Below are 15,885 nucleotides of genomic sequence, written 5' to 3'. Positions count from 1 at the left end.
GCGGACCGGCCGTGGCCGGCCCTGGCGATGTTATCGCGATGATTACTTGTGCGCGGCGTCCTGCATCTTTTCGCCCGCTTTTTCCACTTTCTTGCCGACGGCGTCGGCCGCTTCGCTCATTTTCTTGTCGGCGTCAGCGGCGACCTGGTCCATCTTGGCGCCCGTATCGGCAGCGGCCTGGCTCACGGCAGCGTCAGCCTTGGTAGCGGCAGCCTTGATGTCGGCTTCAGCCTTGGCAGCGGCCGCATCAATCTTCTGGCCAGCCTGTTCCGCAGGACCAGCGGCGACATCGCTCTTCTTCTGGCAGGCAGCCAGTGCCACAACCATCATCCCGGCGGCGCACACGGTCATCCAATTTTTGCTTACTTTCATGATATTCCCTTTCATTGTTATCAAAAGACACAGATCAGTTCGCAATATACACCTGCATAAAATTTTCTAGCGTGCGCTAACGCACATAAAAACACGCTTTTGTGGCGTAGTTGTAAGCAATGGTATCTTGATATTTTTTAGCCATGTTTTCCCTGCGCAGGACCGGGCGCCCGATAGCCATCCGTCAGAGTGTGCAGGAAGGCGATCACGTCGGCGATCTCCGCTGCGTTCAGGGCGGGCGCCTGGCCCGGCTGGCGGTCGAATGGCGCTTCCACGTTCACGTTCGCGTCCATTCCCGGCGGCATATCGTTGTATTTTCGCACCTTGCCGTGCTTATCCCTTGGATACCATTTTTGCGGCGCCGTATCGCGCTGCACGTAAAAACGCAGCACCTGTTCCAGGCTGGTAAAGCTGCCGTTGTGGAAAAACACCTTGCGCAGGGCGACATTGCGCAGGGACGGTGTCTTGAAGCTGCCGCAATATTCCTTGTGCTGCGTCAAGTCGGTGCGGTCCGGGCCGCACAGTCCCAGGTCAAAGAACGCCGGGTCCGCATTGACCGGCAGCTTGCCGTTGCGCGGCACGCCGATATTGATCAAGCCGTAATCCGTAAATTGCGGGAAGGCGCCGCCGGCACTCACCTGGCTGATATGGCAGGAGGCGCAATTGCCCTTGCGTTCATCGTTGAACAGGGCCAGGCCGCGCGCTTCCTGCGGGCTCAGGACGGCCTGCTTGCGCAGCACGGCGTCGTACTTGCTCGTGTAGGGATAGAAGTCGGCCGGGCTTTCCTGGAACACTTCCAGCGACATCAGCGCCCAGCGCAGCGCCTGGCCCCGCGGCTCGAAAATATCCGCGCCATACGTCTGACGGAACTGCGCCGCCAGCGGACCGGCCCGCAGCTTGGCGACGACGGCGGCCCCGTCGCGGTTGCCCATCTCGCGCGGCGACAGCAAGGGCGCCAGCGCCTGCTCATGGCCGGACTGGGCGCGGCCATCCCAGTTGCGCCCGCCCGTGGGACCCGCATCGACGCTGTCGTCGCCATCGTCGTCGTGATAGTGCTCGCTGAAGGCGGGCGCCGTCTGCAGGTAGCGCAGCGACGGAGCCGCGCGCGTGCCCGCATCCTTCAATTCCGGGCCGCCCAGCTGCACCGCCAGGCCATTCGGCGGCCCATACGCGTGTTCAGGACTGTGACAGCTGGCGCACGCCAGCTTGCCCGACACGGACAGGCCGGGCTCGAAAAACATGGCGCGGCCCATGGCCGTCATAGCCGCCACCGAAGGCTGGCGCTTCAGGCCCGGCGCGTAGGCCGCGGCCAGGTAGGCGGGCGCGGGGGCGGCCTGGGCTTCCGGCGGCGGCGCGGGCTTGCAAGCGGACAGCATGCAAAGGGCAAGCAGCAGAGTGGGTATCGTTTTCATCATGGGCTGGCAGCGTAGCAACGGCATGTGACAGCTGCGTGACAAAACCCCGCAAAACCTCATGTATCAAGTTCGTACATTACGTCATGTAACAGGCGCTGACATGTCACGCAGCTGACATATTGCCTGCCTAGCATGCGACGTTTTCCACCCAGAAGGCATGAACATGAACTTGCACGCAAAACCCTCCCTGCGGCCCCTGCCGTTGTTACTGTCGCTGGGCCTGGCCGCCTGCGGCAGCGACTATGCGATCACACCCGGCACCCAAGGCCAGGTGATCGGCAGCTACTATGAAAACGCCCAGGTGTGCCTGGAAAGCGCCACCGCCAAGCTGACGTGCGACAACGCCTCCGCCGCCGTACGCACGGCCGCCGACGGCAGCTACACCCTCGATGGCCAGGGCGCCGTGCTGGCGACCATCGGCACGGACGCCATCCGCCATGAAGCCATCGGCGACGCCGGCAGCAAGGTGACGCAAAAACTGCTGCTGCGCGCTCCCGCCGGCCACAGCGCATTTGTGAGCGCCCTGTCGACGGAACTGGCGCAAGTCATGGATGGCAACGGCGGCGACTTTGCGGCCGCCAGCAGCAAGCTGGCCGCGCGCCTGGGCGTGTCGGAAGCGGGCCTGGCGTCCGACTTCAACAAGGCCAGCGGCGACGAGCTGGCGAAACTGAAGGCGGAAAACGCCAGCGTGACGGCCTTGATCGCCAGCGCCAGCACGCAAGCGGCGCCCGCCGACGCGCTGGCCGCCCTGAACGGCGCCCTGGCGCTGAACAATATCCAGACCATCGTCGTCATCTACGCGGAAAACCGCGGCTTCGACAATCTGTACGGCCTGTTCCCGGGCGCGAACGGCGTACCGGGCGTCAATCCCACGTCGACCTCCGCCTACGTGGCGCAGAAAGACTACGACGGCAGCACCCTGCCCGTGCTGCCGCCCACCTGGGGCGGCATGACGGCAGCCGGCCAGAGCACCGTCATCACCCAGGCGCAATCGGCCAACCTGCCGAACAAACCGTTCCAGATCGACGACGCCGCCAGCCCCCTGTACCTGCCGCAATCGGTGATCACGCGCGACCTCGTGCACCGCTTCTACAACAACCAGATGCAGATCAACGGCGGCGCCAACGACAAGTTTACGGCGTATTCCGATGCGGGTGGTTTGAGCATGGGCTATTACGACGGCAGCAAGATGCAGCTGTGGGACATCGCCAGGCAATATGCGCTGGCCGACAACCTGTTCATCGGCGCCTTCGGCGGCTCCTTCCTCACGCACCAGTACCTAATCTGCGCCTGCGCGCCCACCTACCCGAACGCCGACACTTCGGTGGCCAAGGGCTCGATCGCCAAGATCGACGTCGATGCCAAGGGCAACTTCCTGCGCCTGACGCCGTCCGCCACGGCGCCGGGCACCGTCCTGAACGGCGCCCCTGCGTATGCCAATGACGGCGCGCTGACGCCGGCCGACAGCACGGGCATGTTCTATGCCGTCAACACCATGCAGCCGCCGTTCCAGCCCAGCAGCAATGCGCCGGCGTCCGGCGACAGCAGCAAGCTGTATGCGGACACGGGCAAGGCCACCACCCTGCCGCAGCAGACGCAGACGAATATCGGTGATTTGCTTTCAGGCAAGAACATCGACTGGGCCTGGTATGCGGGCGCCTGGAAAGACACGACGGCCCTGGCGACGGCCAGCGCGCGCGCCGGCAGCTTCCCGAATCCGCCGAACTTCCAGTTCCACCACCAGCCCTTCAATTACTTTGCGAATATGGACCCGGTGAAGGCGCCCGCCTACCGCGCCGCCCACCTGCGCGACTTCGACAGCCAGTTCCTCAGCGATGCCAGCGCCGGCAAGCTGCCGCCCGTGACCTTCTACAAGCCGCAGGGCAACCTGAACCAGCACGCGGGCTATGCCAGCGTGGCCGACGGCGACGCGCACATCGCCAGCGTCATCGCCCAGCTGAAGAAAAGTCCGCAATGGAAGAACATGCTGGTCATCGTCACCTACGATGAAAACGGCGGCTTCTACGACCACGCGGCGCCGCCGAAGGGCGACCGCTGGGGTCCCGGCACGCGCGTGCCCGCCATCCTCGTCTCGCCGTACGTGAAAAAGGGATTAGTTGATCATACGCAATACGATTCGGCTTCCATCCTGCGCGCCATCACGCACCGTTTTGCGTTGCCCGTGCTCGATGGCTTGAGCACGCGCGACAAGGCGCTGGTGGCCAACGGCGGCAAGCCGATGGGCGACTTCAGCGCGGCGCTGGCGCTGGTGCCGCAAGAGTAATTGCGCTCGCCGACATGCGCGACGCCCGCACGGCCTGGCCGCGGCGGGCGTTTTTCATGCTGGTGTTATTGGCCCGCTCCCGGCACCGCATCGAGCAGCGAACGCTCGAGCAATTGCGACAACGCCGTGCGCAGCGTCTGCGTGCGCGCCGCCAGTTCCGGCCGTTTGTAGCGCTCGGCGGCGATCAGGCTGTTTTCCAGGCAGACCCGGTCCGACCTGGCCAGGCAGGCGTCTGCCAGGTCGAGCTGGGCGCTGGCCAGCGCCACTTTCACCTTGGCATCGAGTTCCAGGGTGTCGGGATCGTCGCCCCAGCGTTTCACGTAAGCGGCCAGGCGCGTGGCGGCCAGATCCGGCTTGCCTCCATCGAGGGCCTGGTTGACGCTGTCTTGCAGCGCCGTCCACGCCTGCGCCCGCTGCTGTTGCCTGTCGCAGGCGGCGGCGGACTTACTGATGTTCGCCTGCAGGCGCTTGATCTGCGCGGCGGGCGCCTTGGCGCTTTTCAGCACGGCCAGCGCGCTGCGCGCCCCGTCCAGGTCGCACTGCGCCGCCAGCGCCGTGGCGGCCTCGACCTGTTCCGCCACGCTGGCCGGCTTGTCGGCCGGCTTGTTGAAGAACCAGATACCGGTCAATACCACTGCCGCCGCGAGCCACGTGCGCAAGCGCACGGGCGGGCGCGGTGGCGGCACCGAACCCTTGACGGCCGGTTTCGCGGGCGGTGCCTTGGCCGGCGCGGCAGGCGCTGGCGGGACGGGCTTGGGCGCGGGTGCGGACTGCGGCGCGGGCTGCGGCATGGGAGCAGGCGCAGGCGTGGGAGGCGCGACGGGCACGGGCGGCGGCATGCGCGGCACCGGCGGCGGCACCACGGCTTTCTCCAGAACACGCGCTTGCGCTATCTGGCGCGCGCCGCAAAACGGGCAATGCGCCACGCGCAGCGGCAAGGTCCGGCCGCAAGCGGCGTTGATGCAAACGTCATTCACTGTTTCAAGCACATTCCAACCTTTTCCTGGAGTCATTCCACTGCGTTCTGCCGCAATATTACCTTACGCAAGCACGGCAACGGCGCAACGGCGCCGTGTTTCATGGCCTTGATACCGATCAAAAAGCATCCGCCGCAGCGGTCTAAGCTACCAGCAGCGGCCAAGGACAAGGAGAACGCCATGCCAGCCCACCTGATCATCGAAGACGGCCAGCCCTGGTGGTGGGACAGCGCCGATATCTGGGTGGTGCCGGGCAATGATCCGAATGGCCCGCCCGGCGCCCCCATCGCCGGCACCAGCAATTACCTGTGGGGCCGCGTGCACAACACGGGCAACAGCGCCTCGAACGGCGTGCGCGTGGACTTTTACTGGGCCGACCCTTCCGGCCAGATCGCCGTCGGCGCCGCCACGCAGATCGGCTCCGCGTTTGCCGACTTGCCGCCGGGCGCCACGCAGGAAGTGCTGTGCCTGGTTCCCTGGGTCCCCGTCATCGTCAATGGCGGCCACGAATGCCTGCTGGCCGTGGCCCACGGCGCGGGCGACATCAACCCGCTGCCCGATCCCCTGCCCAACGGTTTTCCCTTCCAGCCCACCTTGCACGAGCAGATCGCCCAGCGCAATATCACCGTGGTGCTGGCGGCAAGGCGCGCGCAATCGCTGGCCATCGCGGTGGCGGCCCTGCCCCGCGCAACGAAAAAAGTGGAATTGCAGATTGAGCAGGGCGGCGAGCTGCCGGAACACCTGCTGGCCACCCTGGGACTCGAGCGCTGGCAGCCGGCCAGGGACGCCCGCCTGATAGCGGGCCTGGCGCGCACGCCCCACTGCAATGGCGATGCGCCCGGCGAGCAAAAGCTGGCGCTGGAAGTGCCGCGCGGCCAGGCGCAGGCCGTGTACCTGAGCGTGCGCGCCGAAGCCGTGCCGCCACGCCAGTATGCGCTGCTGCGCGTGCTGGAGAGCCAGGAAGGCAAGGTCATGGGCGGCATCACGTATATCGTCACCGACCTCGAGAAAGAGCAAGCGCAAGACCAGCAAAGCCCCGAGGAGCAAGCATCATGAGCGCTACCCCCCTGCAGGTGCTGACGCGGCCGTTCGCGATCGAGCCCGTCACCAACATCATGCTGCCCGATGGCATCTTCGACAATGCCATCTATGGCTTGCGCATCGCCGCCCACGTCACCAATATGTCCAGCAGCGCCCTGAACAATGTCACCGTGTACCTGGAAAGCGTGGGCGCCCCCGGCATCGTGCCCGTGGCGCGCACCTTCTTCTTTGCCAGCATCCCGGCCGGCGCGGCCATGCTGGTGATGTGGGATGCCGATTTCCAGCATGCGGCGCCCGGCAAGAGACTCGTCAGCTTCGTCGCCAAGGCGGACGGCTACCTGCCGCACCGCTCGATCCAGCAAATCTTCGTTTCGCAGACGCGCTTCGACAGCGCCACCAACACGTACACATGCACGGTCGAGGAAGGCACGCTGGAACTGTCCAAGCCGCAAGGCCACCTGCCGGGCAAACGCTGGGGCAGCACGGGCACGGATGGGAAGGAGTGCCGCTGCCCGCCCGGCCTGGGACCGATCGTGCCTACCGGCATGACCCTCGTCTGGACGCCGAACCCCGCCTATGCGGGCACGCATGGCGAGCTGCCGTTTTCCGACCCGTGGTGGAAGATACTCGCCATTATCATCGCCATCATCGCCGCGCTGGTGGCCATCATTGCGGCCGCGCTCGGTTCCGGCAAGGCCAGCTTCAGCGTGGGCGGTCCGTTCGAGGAAACCGATCCCAGCGTCGACTGCTGCTCGCTGGAAGGCGCCGGCGCGGGCCAGCCCGAATTCACGGTGGCGGGCGTGGCCTCGGCCATCGCCTCGGGCGCCATCGCCGTCGCCTGCTCCGATATCGCGGACCCGTTCTGGCGTGGCCAGGAAGCAACACCGCCAGCCGCCGGCGAACTGACACTGGCCGAGCGCGTGGTGGCGAAATGGGTGCTGCCGGAAGCGCCGAATGCGGGCCTGCCCTACACGGCCGACATCAGCTGGCAGTACGAGCGCTTCACCACGGGCGCCACCTACCAGCATGCCGTGAACGAAACGCAGGTCAACATCCACTTGGCGGGGCCCGTGGAAACAGATACGCCCGCCGTCGTGCAAGCCTACGAACCGCTGTGGCTGCGCGCCAGCTTCAAGCGCGACAATGGCAATGTCTTCCGCGGTACAGAGCTGTATGCCTTCGTGCTGTTCCAGGCGCCGCAGGGACTGTATTTCGTCGAATCGCTGACCGATGACGGCCTGGGCTTCGATCCGGGCGCCAACGATGGCGTCTACGCAGGCAGCCTGGACTTGAAGCGCGCTTACCGCACCTTGTTGCAATATGATCAAAAGGTCTACGGCACCTGGCGCGTCTTCGTTTTCGCCCAGGACGTCAACCTGACCAAGCCCGGCACGCCGCCCGAAATCGCCGCCCAGCACATCGGCGGCATGTTCGTCGCCAGCGCCATCGAAATCACCTTCGACGACACCCTGCCCTGCCCGCTCAAGGCGCAGGCGAATATCGTCGTGGTGTAGTGATAAGCGAGGTCAGGCGTAGGTCGCGCAGGTCGGATTAGCGCCAGCGGCGCCATTGGATACTCATGCGCGCAGACCAGGAGCCGCTGAGAAAATGCCCAGGGCCAGGTGCCGCCCCGAAGACAGTACTTCAGTACAGCGAGGTAAATGCAGGGCAGGCAACAACGCCCAGGGCGTTGTATCAGCCGCTCTTAAACTTTAACGCTTTCAGGTTTCGCTATCACCGTGCGCGGAATGATATCCGTTGCCGGGCAAGTCTCCATCGCATCCGAATACGCGAGCCAGCGCTGCAGGCTTTCCATGCGGCGGATGGTGATGCCCTTGCCATTGATATAACCGATCTGTTCGAAATTGGCAGGGCTGGTGGTCAGTTTCGACACGGTGGGCGCATTGTCGACCAGCCGGTCGTAGGCCTTGCGCGCCTTGTGTTCCCACTTGGCCAGCACGGGATCGTCAAAGCGGTTGCTTTCAAAATACACGGTGATGGTACGGTCGTGGTTGGCAAAGCCGACGATGGCCGCACCCTTGCGTATGGTCAACAGGACATCTTCCTTGACGCCCGTGACGGGAACGAAGACCGCGGCACGCCCATCCGTATCCGGCCGCTCCATGGGAATATCTTGTCCGATTATGCTCATCACTTCACACTCTTCATCATCGCCTGTTGGCTTGTTGTCCCTGCATCACTGGAAGCGAGCCGCCGTGCGCATGCATTTGCCGCTGCGCCGGGCCACTCCCAGGCTCGCTGCCATGCCCTGCAATACCATTTATCAAATAATACATTGCCGGAAAGCACTACACAAGTAATCAGGGGCGCGGCAGCCGCCTGCCCTCCGCCGGATGGGGAATGGTGTGGCCAGTGGCAATCACCTTATAATGCTGCGATTACTTCACGTCCCCCACCTCCGCACCATGACGCTTCCCGAGAATGACACCAGCCGGCTCGACGCCATCAGCGCCGCCGCCACCGAAGTGGCCGCGCAAAACGTGGCAGACCTGCTGGCCATGGCCATCTGCCACCGCCCCGATGAACCGGCCCTGATCGTCTGCGACAAGCGCAGCTGGCTCAATGTCGTGCTGACGGAAGCGTATCGCCAGGCCTTGCCGGACGCCGCCTTCATCGATTTCGACGACGTCACGCCCGATGCCGTACTGGCCGCGTTTGCCGAACTGCCGGCCGGCAGTCTCGTCGTGCTGATCCAGTCGACCAGCTTCCGCCTGGAAGCGTTCCGCATCCGCATCGAGCTGTTCAAACGGGGCCTGAAAGTCATCGAGCACGTGCACCTGTCGCGCATGCCCGGAGTGCAGGGCTTGCACTACATCGCCTCGCTGGCCTACGACCCCGCCTATTACCGCGGCGTGGGCCATGCGCTGAAGGCGCGCATCGACGGCGCCTGCCACGGTATGGTTGACAGCGGCGGCGAGCAGCTGGTCTTCGCTTCCCCGTTCGAATCGGCCAAGCTCAATATCGGCGACTACAGCGGCATGAACAATATCGGCGGCCAGTTCCCCCTGGGCGAAGTGTTTACGGAGGCGCAGGACCTGGAAGCGGTCAATGGCCGCGTGCGCATCTTTGTTTTCGGCGACACGCACTTCATGGTCAACCGCCCCGACACCCCGATCACCCTGATCATCGAAAAGGGGCGCGTGACGGGCACGGAAAACGCCACGCCGGAATTTACCGCCATGCTGGAAATCATCCGCGCGCACGAAGGCGAAGTATGGGTGCGCGAACTGGGCTTCGGCATGAACCGCGCCTTTTCGCGCGAGCAGCTGGTCAACGACATCGGCACGTATGAACGCATGTGCGGCATCCACCTGTCGCTGGGCGCCAAGCATGGCGTGTATACGAAACCGCAGTTCAAGCGCAAGGATGCGCGCTACCACGTCGATATCTTCGCCGTCACGCAAGCCGTTTATCTGGACGACGAGCGCGTGTACGCGGATGGCGCGTGGACGGTGGAACCCGTCGCACTCACTTGAACCTCAGCTGAAAAATCCGGCAGCTGCCAGCTCGCGGTCCCACGGCGGCACGGGCTGGTATTCGGCCACCAGGAAATCGATCAGCGCGCGCACCTTGGGCGATGGCTGGCGGCTGGCCGGATACAGGGCGCTCAAGTGATTCAAGGGTAGTTCCCAATCGGACAGCACGGGCACCAGACTGCCGTCGAGCAGGTTGCGCCAGGCGAGGAACGTGGTGCTGTAGACGATGCCGAGTCCCCGCTGCGCCGCCTGGTGCAGCACCAGGCCATTGTTCGCAGTAAAACCCGCCTGCACGCGCACGCTCACCGCTTCTTGCCGGTCTCCCTCGCCGCGCTGGAAATGCCAGTTCGTGCCATCCGTCAGGTGGCTGAAATGCAGGCACTGGTGCTTCAATAGCTCTTGCGGCGTCTGCGGCACACCCCATTGCGCCAGGTAGGCGGGACTGGCGCACAGCACGGCGCGGCACGGCGCCAGCGGACGCATGGCCAGCGCACTGCTGTCCGGGATGCCGCCCACGCGTATCGTCAAGTCAAAACCGTGGCGTATGGGGTCGAGCAGCGCATCGTCGACAAACAATTCGGCCTGCACCTGGGGGTGCAGCAAACTGAAACGGGCGACGGCGTCGGCCAGCCACGCGCTGCCGAAACTCGATGGCGCCTGGATACGCAGCGGCCCGGCCAGCTCCGCCCCCGCTCCCGCCTGCGCCACGTGCGCCACCATGCGCGCCGCTTCCTGCGCCTGGCTGACAGTGGCCATGCACGGCGCCAGATAGGCGCGGCCCGCGTCCGTCAGGCTCACTTCGCGCGTGGAGCGGTGCAGCAGGCGCGCATGCAGGCGCTCTTCCAGCTGCATGATGGTCTTGCTGACCATGGCGCGCGTCAGTCCCAGGCGCTGCCCGGCCACCGTAAAGCTGCGCTGGCGCGCCACTTCGACAAAGATTTCCATCGCTTTTAGTTGATCCATGTCAAAGATTGTCTGCGCTTTGGCGACAATCTGTCAACCGCGGGGCGATTGTTTGCCGCCTTCGCCCATCCTACAATGGCGCTTTCCATTGACCTCCGGAGCCGCCGCCATGCTAACGATCGAACAACAAGAACAATACCAACGCGACGGCTACATCATCCTGCCCGATTTCAAGGGCGCCGATGAAATCGCCGCCTTGCGCGCGCGCGCCGAGCAGATTGTCAACGAATTCGATCCCAGCGTCAGCCAGTCCATCTTCACCACGCGCGACCAGGCGAAGAACACCAACGATTATTTTCTCGCTTCCGACAACACCATCCGCTGCTTCTTCGAGGAAGAGGCGTTCGGCGCGGACGGCCAGCTGAAGCAGGCCAAATCCCTGTCGATCAACAAGATCGGCCACGCCATGCATGACCTGGACCCCGTCTTCCGCAGCTTTTCGGCCGACCCGAAACTGGCCGCGGTGGCGCGCGACCTGGGCCTGGCGGACGCGCAGGTATGGCAATCGATGTACATCTTCAAGCAGCCCGGCATCGGCGGCGAAGTGCGCTGGCACCAGGACGCCACGTATTTCGAGACCACGCCGATCAGCGTGACCACGTTCTGGTTTGCGCTGGAAGACGCCACCCTGGACAACGGCTGCCTGTGGGCGGAACCGGGCGGCCACCGCGGCCCGCTGCGCGAACGCTTCATCCGCAACGGCGACCAGGTGCGCGTGGAAAAACTCGATGCCATGCCGTGGCCCGACGACAGCACGGCCGTCCCGCTCGAAGTCAAGGCCGGCGCCCTCGTCTGCTTCCATGGCTTGCTGCCCCACTACAGCGCGCCGAACCGCTCGCCCGTCTCGCGCCACGCCTACACCCTGCACGCCACCGACGGCCAGACGGAATACGCGGCCCACAACTGGATCCAGCGCGGCGACGCCTTCCCCGTGCGGGGCTTCGTCTGATGCGCATCGACATCTTTGCCGCCCACTGGGGCAATAATGACCTGCCGCCCGACGTCTTCATCGACAAGGTACTGGCGGCCGGCTTCGACGGCATCGAAATGTCGCTGCCGCTGGACGTCGCCCAGCGCGAGGAGTGGACGGAGCGCATCGCCAAGGCGGGACTGCAGCTGATCGCCGCGCAGTGGGAAACCGTGTTCCACAGCGACTTCGATCTGCACCGCGCCGCCCTGGCCGAACTGCTGGAAAACGCCTGTTTGGCGCGCCCCGTGCTGGTCAACACGCACACGGGCAAGGATTTCTATACGCTGGCGCAAAACGCGCAGCTGCTCGACCTGGCCGCCGCCATCTCGGCCAGGCACGGCGTGCCCATCGTGCATGAAATCCACCGCAGCCGCTTTTCCGGCCATCCGATGCTGCTGCTGCCGTATCTGCAGCAGTATCCCGAGCTGCCATTGACGGCCGACCTGTCGCACTGGTGCTGCGCCTGCGAATCGCTGCTGGAAGACCAGCCGCAGACCCTGGCGCAGGTGCTGCCGCTGGTGCGCCACGTGCATGCGCGCGTGGGCCATGCGCAAGGGCCGCAGGTCGCCGACTTCCGCGCGCCGGAAGCGAAACCGGCACTCGACGCCCACCTGGCCTGGTGGGATGCCATCGTCGCCCTGCGCCGCGCGGCCGGAGCCGAGCGCATGACGTTCACGCCGGAATTCGGCCCCGCGCCGTACACGCAAACGCTGCCCTGGACGCAGCAGCCCGTGAGCGACGCGTGGGAACAGAACGTCGCCATGCTCGATCTGCTGCGCACGCGCTACGCCGGCTAAGCTTATGCGCCCCGGTGCCGGATCGCCAGGTCCGGCGCCGCGCATTGCAATTAGGTAGTGCGCTATATATACTGTGCCCATGGATACCACCACCGCCCCCAATCCCTTGCACCAGGTGCCGCGCCTGGACAGCCAGCTGTGCTTTGCGCTGTACTCGACCTCGCTTGCCATGAACAAGCTGTACCGCAAGCTCCTGCGCAAGCTCGGTCTCACCTATTCGCAATACCTGGTGATGATGGTGTTGTGGGAACGCGACGGCCTGACGGTGTCGGAAGTGGGCGAGCGCCTGTTCCTCGACTCGGCCACCCTGACGCCCCTGCTCAAGCGCATGGAGCAATCGGGCCTGTTGACGCGCACGCGCGCCGCCAGCGACGAGCGGCAAGTCATCATTTCCCTCACGGAACAGGGCGACCAGCTGCGCCATGAAGCAGCCTTGCTGCCCGAAGCCATCCTGACGGCCAGCCAGTGCAGCGTGGAACAGGTTGTGGACATGAAACAACAGCTGAACCAATTGCGCGACAGCCTGATGAAAAGTGAGTAAAGGCGCCGCTTTTCCGAGCAAAATCAGGCAAAGCATCCCGCTGACAGCGCCAGGCAAAAGCTGGCGTGAAATCCGCCTTTCTTTATTACAAATCGATACATGGATGGCCCCGCCCTGCGTATAGAATAGTTGCCACTATTTCCTTACAACAACATCAGGGTGAATATGCGCATCTCTTTCGGCTCCGTAGCCTCGTTGGCTCTGTGTTTTACCGTGTCGGCCTTCGCGGCCGAACCATTCGACGACAAGTTCCGCCAGCTCGAAGAGGTGCTGCCCACCCCGAATACCTACCGCACGGCCTCCGGCGCGCCGGGCCACGCCTACTGGCAGCAGCGCGCCGACTACACTATCCGCGCGACGCTGGACGAAGCCAGGCGCGAGATCGCCGGCAGCGGCACCATCACCTATCATAACCAGTCGCCCGACACCCTCGGCTACCTGTGGGTGCAGCTGGACCAGAATATCTACAAGCCCGATTCCGACGCGCGCCGCATGACCACGGCGCCCTCGCGCCAGGCGTGGGCCAAGACGACGGGCGAAGAGACCATGAAGTTCGAAGGCTTGCGCGGTATTCTGGCGCGCGGCGACTTCCAGGGCGGCTTCAATATCCGCGCCCTAAAAGGCGCGGATGGCCAGCCTTTGAAATATGTAGTGAACCGCACCATGATGCGCATCGACTTGCCGCAGCCCCTGAAGCCGGGCCAGGATTTCGTCTTCCAGATCGACTGGGATTACCGCATCAACGAACAGAAGGTGCTGGGCGGGCGCGCCGGCTATGAAGTCTTCGACGACAAGAACGCCCTGTTCGAAGTGGCGCAGTGGTTCCCCCGCATGGCGGCCTATTACGATGCGGCCGGCTGGCAGCACAAGCAGTTCCTCGGCTCCGGCGAATTCACGCTGGAATTCGGCGACTACGACGTGCAGCTGACCGTTCCTGCCGACCATATCGTCGCCTCCACGGGGGAGCTGCAAAACCCGCAGGAGGTGCTGTCTTCCGCGCAGCGCGAGCGCCTGGAAAAGGCCCGCGGCAGCGACAAGCCCGTCGTCATCGTCACGCAGAAGGAAGCCGAAGCGGCCGAAAAAACAGTGAGCCGCGCGCAAAAGACGTGGCACTTCAAGGCGGCCAACGTGCGCGACTTCGCCTGGGCCTCGAGCCGCAAGTTCATCTGGGATGCGCAGGGATACAAGAAGGGCGGCAGCGATGTGATGGCCATGTCCTACTATCCGAAAGAGGGCAACCCCCTGTGGGAAAAGTACAGTACGCAAGCCATCGTGCACACGATTGAACAGTACAACAAGTACAGCATCGACTATCCGTATCCGACGGCCATCTCCGTCAACGGCCCCGTGGGCGGCATGGAGTATCCGATGATCTCGTTTAACGGCCCCCGTCCGGTGAAAGACAAGAAGACGGGCGAGCTGACCTACTCCAAGCGCACCAAATATGGCCTGATCGGCGTGATCATCCACGAAGTGGGCCACAACTACTACCCGATGATCATCAACTCGGACGAACGCCAGTGGACGTGGATGGACGAAGGCCTCAACACCTTCGTGCAATACCTGGCGCAGCAGGCGTGGGAAGAAAACTACCCGGCCTCGCGCGGCGAACCGCGCGAGATCGTCGACTACATGCGTAGCCGCGACCAGGTGCCCATCATGACCAATTCCGAGTCCCTGCTGCAGTTCGGTAACAACGCCTACGCCAAGCCGGCGGCTGGCCTGAACATCCTGCGCGAAACCATCCTCGGGCGCGAACTGTTCGACTACGCCTTCAAGGAATATGCGCAGCGCTGGAAGTTCAAGCGCCCCACGCCCGCCGACTTTTTCCGCACCATGGAAGACGCCTCCGGCACGGACCTGGACTGGTTCTGGCGCGGCTGGTTCTATACCACCGACCCGGTCGACATCAGCATCGACGGCATCAGCGAATATGGCGTGAGCTCAAAGGATCCGGCAACGGAAAAAGCCTGGAAGAAGGCGCAAAAGGACGCCCAGCCGGAATCCGTCACGAGCCGCGCCAACAAAGGCATGCCGCGCCGGGTCGACGCGCATCCGGAGCTGAAGGATTTCTACAACCAGCACGACGATTTCACGGTGACCAACAAGGACCGCAACGCCTACGCCGAAGCGCTGGCCGCCCTGGAACCGTGGGAAAAGGACTTGCTTAAACAGGGCAAGCACCTGTACCTGGTCGACCTGTCGAACGTGGGCGGCATGGTCATGCCGCTGATACTCGAAATCGAACTGAAAAGCGGCAAGAAGTACGTCGAGCGCGTGCCGGCCGAAGTGTGGCGCTACTCGCCGAAGAAAATCACCAAGGTCGTCATCACGGATGAACCGATGGTGGGCCTGGTGCAGGACCCGTACTGGGAAACGGCCGATATCGACACGAGCAACAATAGCTGGCCGCGAAAAATCACACCGTCGCGCCTGGAACTGTTCAAGAGCGAGAAATCGCCCAAGGATAACCTGATGCGCGATTTTCATACGCCGCTGAAAGGCAAGAACGGCGGCTCGGCCAAGGGCGACGAGGCGTGAAGTGCTGGCGCCTGCTCGCTTGCGCCACGCTGGCCTGCGCCAGCATGGCGGCGGGTGCCCATAATTTTCATATGGGCATCGCCGATATCAGCTATAACGCGGCCAGCGGCAGCACCGAAGTGGTGCATACCTACACGGGCCACGACGTCGAGGCGCTGCTGACCAACCTGTACCAGCGCCAGTTCGACCTGGGCCAGGAAGACAGCGAAGCGGCCCTGCGCCGCTATGTCGAAAAACAGTTTTACCTCGTGGCGCCGGACGGCAAGCGCCTGCGCCTGAACTGGGTCGGCATGAAGGTCAATGCCGACAACGTGGTGATCTTCCAGGAAATCGAACGCACGCGCCTGGCCCCCGCCACGCGCATCCACAACCAGTTGCTGATCGATTTCCTGCCCAGCCAGCGCAACACCCTCAACGTGCAGGACAGCGGCAGCATCCAGACGCTGATTTTCGACCGCCAGAACACGGAACTGCCGATCCGCTAAGC

At 64.1% G+C, this 15,885-nt stretch carries 14 protein-coding genes; 9 read left to right on the top strand and 5 right to left on the bottom strand.

Annotated features, from left to right (window positions below; all coding sequences use genetic code 11):
* Window positions 1–42 precede the first annotated feature (42 nt).
* Together CLU94_RS18700 and CLU94_RS18695 are read right to left on the bottom strand one after the other, a co-directional pair.
* On the bottom strand, window positions 43–372 hold the full coding sequence (locus CLU94_RS18700) for a hypothetical protein (RefSeq protein WP_077408123.1): 330 nt from the start codon (window positions 370–372) through the stop codon (window positions 43–45).
* A gap of 137 nt (window positions 373–509) precedes the next feature.
* Entirely contained in the window at window positions 510–1,784 is a 1,275-nt protein-coding gene (locus CLU94_RS18695) for a cytochrome-c peroxidase (protein WP_099668382.1), read from the bottom strand.
* 166 nt (window positions 1,785–1,950) lie between these two features.
* On the opposite strand from CLU94_RS18695, the gene acpA reads away from it, so the two are divergent.
* Window positions 1,951–4,071, top strand: coding sequence for an acid phosphatase (gene acpA / locus CLU94_RS18690; protein WP_099668381.1), 2,121 nt, complete (start codon window positions 1,951–1,953; stop codon window positions 4,069–4,071).
* A gap of 65 nt (window positions 4,072–4,136) precedes the next feature.
* Here acpA and CLU94_RS28430 read toward each other — a convergent pair whose 3' ends face one another.
* On the bottom strand, window positions 4,137–5,060 hold the full coding sequence (locus CLU94_RS28430) for a hypothetical protein (RefSeq protein WP_180278702.1): 924 nt from the start codon (window positions 5,058–5,060) through the stop codon (window positions 4,137–4,139).
* 168 nt (window positions 5,061–5,228) lie between these two features.
* Here CLU94_RS28430 and CLU94_RS18680 point away from each other — a divergent pair, with 168 nt between their 5' ends.
* Both CLU94_RS18680 and CLU94_RS18675 read left to right on the top strand, forming a co-directional pair.
* Entirely contained in the window at window positions 5,229–6,104 is an 876-nt protein-coding gene (locus CLU94_RS18680) for a hypothetical protein (RefSeq protein WP_099666733.1), read from the top strand.
* Complete coding sequence (locus tag CLU94_RS18675; protein ID WP_099666732.1) at window positions 6,101–7,603, top strand: hypothetical protein; 1,503 nt, start codon at window positions 6,101–6,103, stop codon at window positions 7,601–7,603. Before CLU94_RS18680 ends, CLU94_RS18675 begins: the two co-directional genes overlap by 4 nt.
* A 191-nt stretch (window positions 7,604–7,794) precedes the next feature.
* On the opposite strand, the gene CLU94_RS18670 is transcribed toward CLU94_RS18675, so the two are convergent.
* Window positions 7,795–8,214 (bottom strand): hypothetical protein, encoded by a 420-nt coding sequence (locus tag CLU94_RS18670; RefSeq protein ID WP_077408133.1) that lies wholly within the window; start codon window positions 8,212–8,214, stop codon window positions 7,795–7,797.
* 301 nt (window positions 8,215–8,515) lie between these two features.
* Here CLU94_RS18670 and CLU94_RS18665 point away from each other — a divergent pair, with 301 nt between their 5' ends.
* On the top strand, window positions 8,516–9,586 hold the full coding sequence (locus CLU94_RS18665; RefSeq protein ID WP_099666731.1) for a hypothetical protein: 1,071 nt from the start codon (window positions 8,516–8,518) through the stop codon (window positions 9,584–9,586).
* Window positions 9,587–9,589: 3 nt separating this feature from the next.
* On the opposite strand, the gene CLU94_RS18660 is transcribed toward CLU94_RS18665, so the two are convergent.
* Window positions 9,590–10,549, bottom strand: a complete 960-nt coding sequence (locus CLU94_RS18660; RefSeq protein WP_257218870.1) for a LysR family transcriptional regulator — start codon at window positions 10,547–10,549, stop codon at window positions 9,590–9,592.
* A gap of 109 nt (window positions 10,550–10,658) precedes the next feature.
* Here CLU94_RS18660 and CLU94_RS18655 point away from each other — a divergent pair, with 109 nt between their 5' ends.
* The 5 genes from CLU94_RS18655 to CLU94_RS18635 all read left to right on the top strand — a co-directional run bounded on the left by CLU94_RS18655 (window position 10,659) and on the right by CLU94_RS18635 (window position 15,883).
* Window positions 10,659–11,498 (top strand): phytanoyl-CoA dioxygenase family protein, encoded by an 840-nt coding sequence (locus tag CLU94_RS18655; protein ID WP_099666729.1) that lies wholly within the window; start codon window positions 10,659–10,661, stop codon window positions 11,496–11,498.
* Complete coding sequence (locus tag CLU94_RS18650) at window positions 11,498–12,316, top strand: sugar phosphate isomerase/epimerase family protein (RefSeq protein WP_099666728.1); 819 nt, start codon at window positions 11,498–11,500, stop codon at window positions 12,314–12,316. Before CLU94_RS18655 ends, CLU94_RS18650 begins: the two co-directional genes overlap by 1 nt.
* A 79-nt stretch (window positions 12,317–12,395) precedes the next feature.
* On the top strand, window positions 12,396–12,857 hold the full coding sequence (locus tag CLU94_RS18645) for a MarR family winged helix-turn-helix transcriptional regulator (RefSeq protein ID WP_099666727.1): 462 nt from the start codon (window positions 12,396–12,398) through the stop codon (window positions 12,855–12,857).
* Between the two features lie 165 nt (window positions 12,858–13,022).
* Complete coding sequence (locus CLU94_RS18640; protein ID WP_099666726.1) at window positions 13,023–15,398, top strand: M1 family metallopeptidase; 2,376 nt, start codon at window positions 13,023–13,025, stop codon at window positions 15,396–15,398.
* Window positions 15,395–15,883, top strand: coding sequence for a DUF6702 family protein (locus CLU94_RS18635; protein WP_099666725.1), 489 nt, complete (start codon window positions 15,395–15,397; stop codon window positions 15,881–15,883). The genes CLU94_RS18640 and CLU94_RS18635 overlap by 4 nt, the downstream gene beginning before the upstream one ends.
* The last annotated feature ends 2 nt before the right edge of the window (window positions 15,884–15,885 follow it).

It is taken from the genome of Janthinobacterium sp. 13 (genome assembly GCF_002749695.1).
GTDB classification, from domain to species: Bacteria; Pseudomonadota; Gammaproteobacteria; order Burkholderiales; family Burkholderiaceae_D; genus Janthinobacterium; species Janthinobacterium kumbetense.
The sequence above is the reverse complement of the archived record's forward strand: the minus strand, read 5'-3'. Positions and strand labels throughout refer to the sequence as shown.

What these genes read in the sequence shown, in the direction of transcription:
- CLU94_RS18700 (WP_077408123.1), bottom strand. Translation starts at nt 372, where the DNA reads ATGAAAGTAAGCAAAAATTGGATGACCGTGTGCGCCGCCGGGATGATG.
- CLU94_RS18695 (WP_099668382.1), bottom strand. Translation starts at nt 1,784, where the DNA reads ATGAAAACGATACCCACTCTGCTGCTTGCCCTTTGCATGCTGTCCGCT.
- acpA (WP_099668381.1), top strand. Translation starts at nt 1,951, where the DNA reads ATGAACTTGCACGCAAAACCCTCCCTGCGGCCCCTGCCGTTGTTACTG.
- CLU94_RS18680 (WP_099666733.1), top strand. Translation starts at nt 5,229, where the DNA reads ATGCCAGCCCACCTGATCATCGAAGACGGCCAGCCCTGGTGGTGGGAC.
- CLU94_RS18675 (WP_099666732.1), top strand. Translation starts at nt 6,101, where the DNA reads ATGAGCGCTACCCCCCTGCAGGTGCTGACGCGGCCGTTCGCGATCGAG.
- CLU94_RS18670 (WP_077408133.1), bottom strand. Translation starts at nt 8,214, where the DNA reads ATGGAGCGGCCGGATACGGATGGGCGTGCCGCGGTCTTCGTTCCCGTC.
- CLU94_RS18665 (WP_099666731.1), top strand. Translation starts at nt 8,516, where the DNA reads ATGACGCTTCCCGAGAATGACACCAGCCGGCTCGACGCCATCAGCGCC.
- CLU94_RS18660 (WP_257218870.1), bottom strand. Translation starts at nt 10,549, where the DNA reads ATGGATCAACTAAAAGCGATGGAAATCTTTGTCGAAGTGGCGCGCCAG.
- CLU94_RS18655 (WP_099666729.1), top strand. Translation starts at nt 10,659, where the DNA reads ATGCTAACGATCGAACAACAAGAACAATACCAACGCGACGGCTACATC.
- CLU94_RS18650 (WP_099666728.1), top strand. Translation starts at nt 11,498, where the DNA reads ATGCGCATCGACATCTTTGCCGCCCACTGGGGCAATAATGACCTGCCG.
- CLU94_RS18645 (WP_099666727.1), top strand. Translation starts at nt 12,396, where the DNA reads ATGGATACCACCACCGCCCCCAATCCCTTGCACCAGGTGCCGCGCCTG.
- CLU94_RS18640 (WP_099666726.1), top strand. Translation starts at nt 13,023, where the DNA reads ATGCGCATCTCTTTCGGCTCCGTAGCCTCGTTGGCTCTGTGTTTTACC.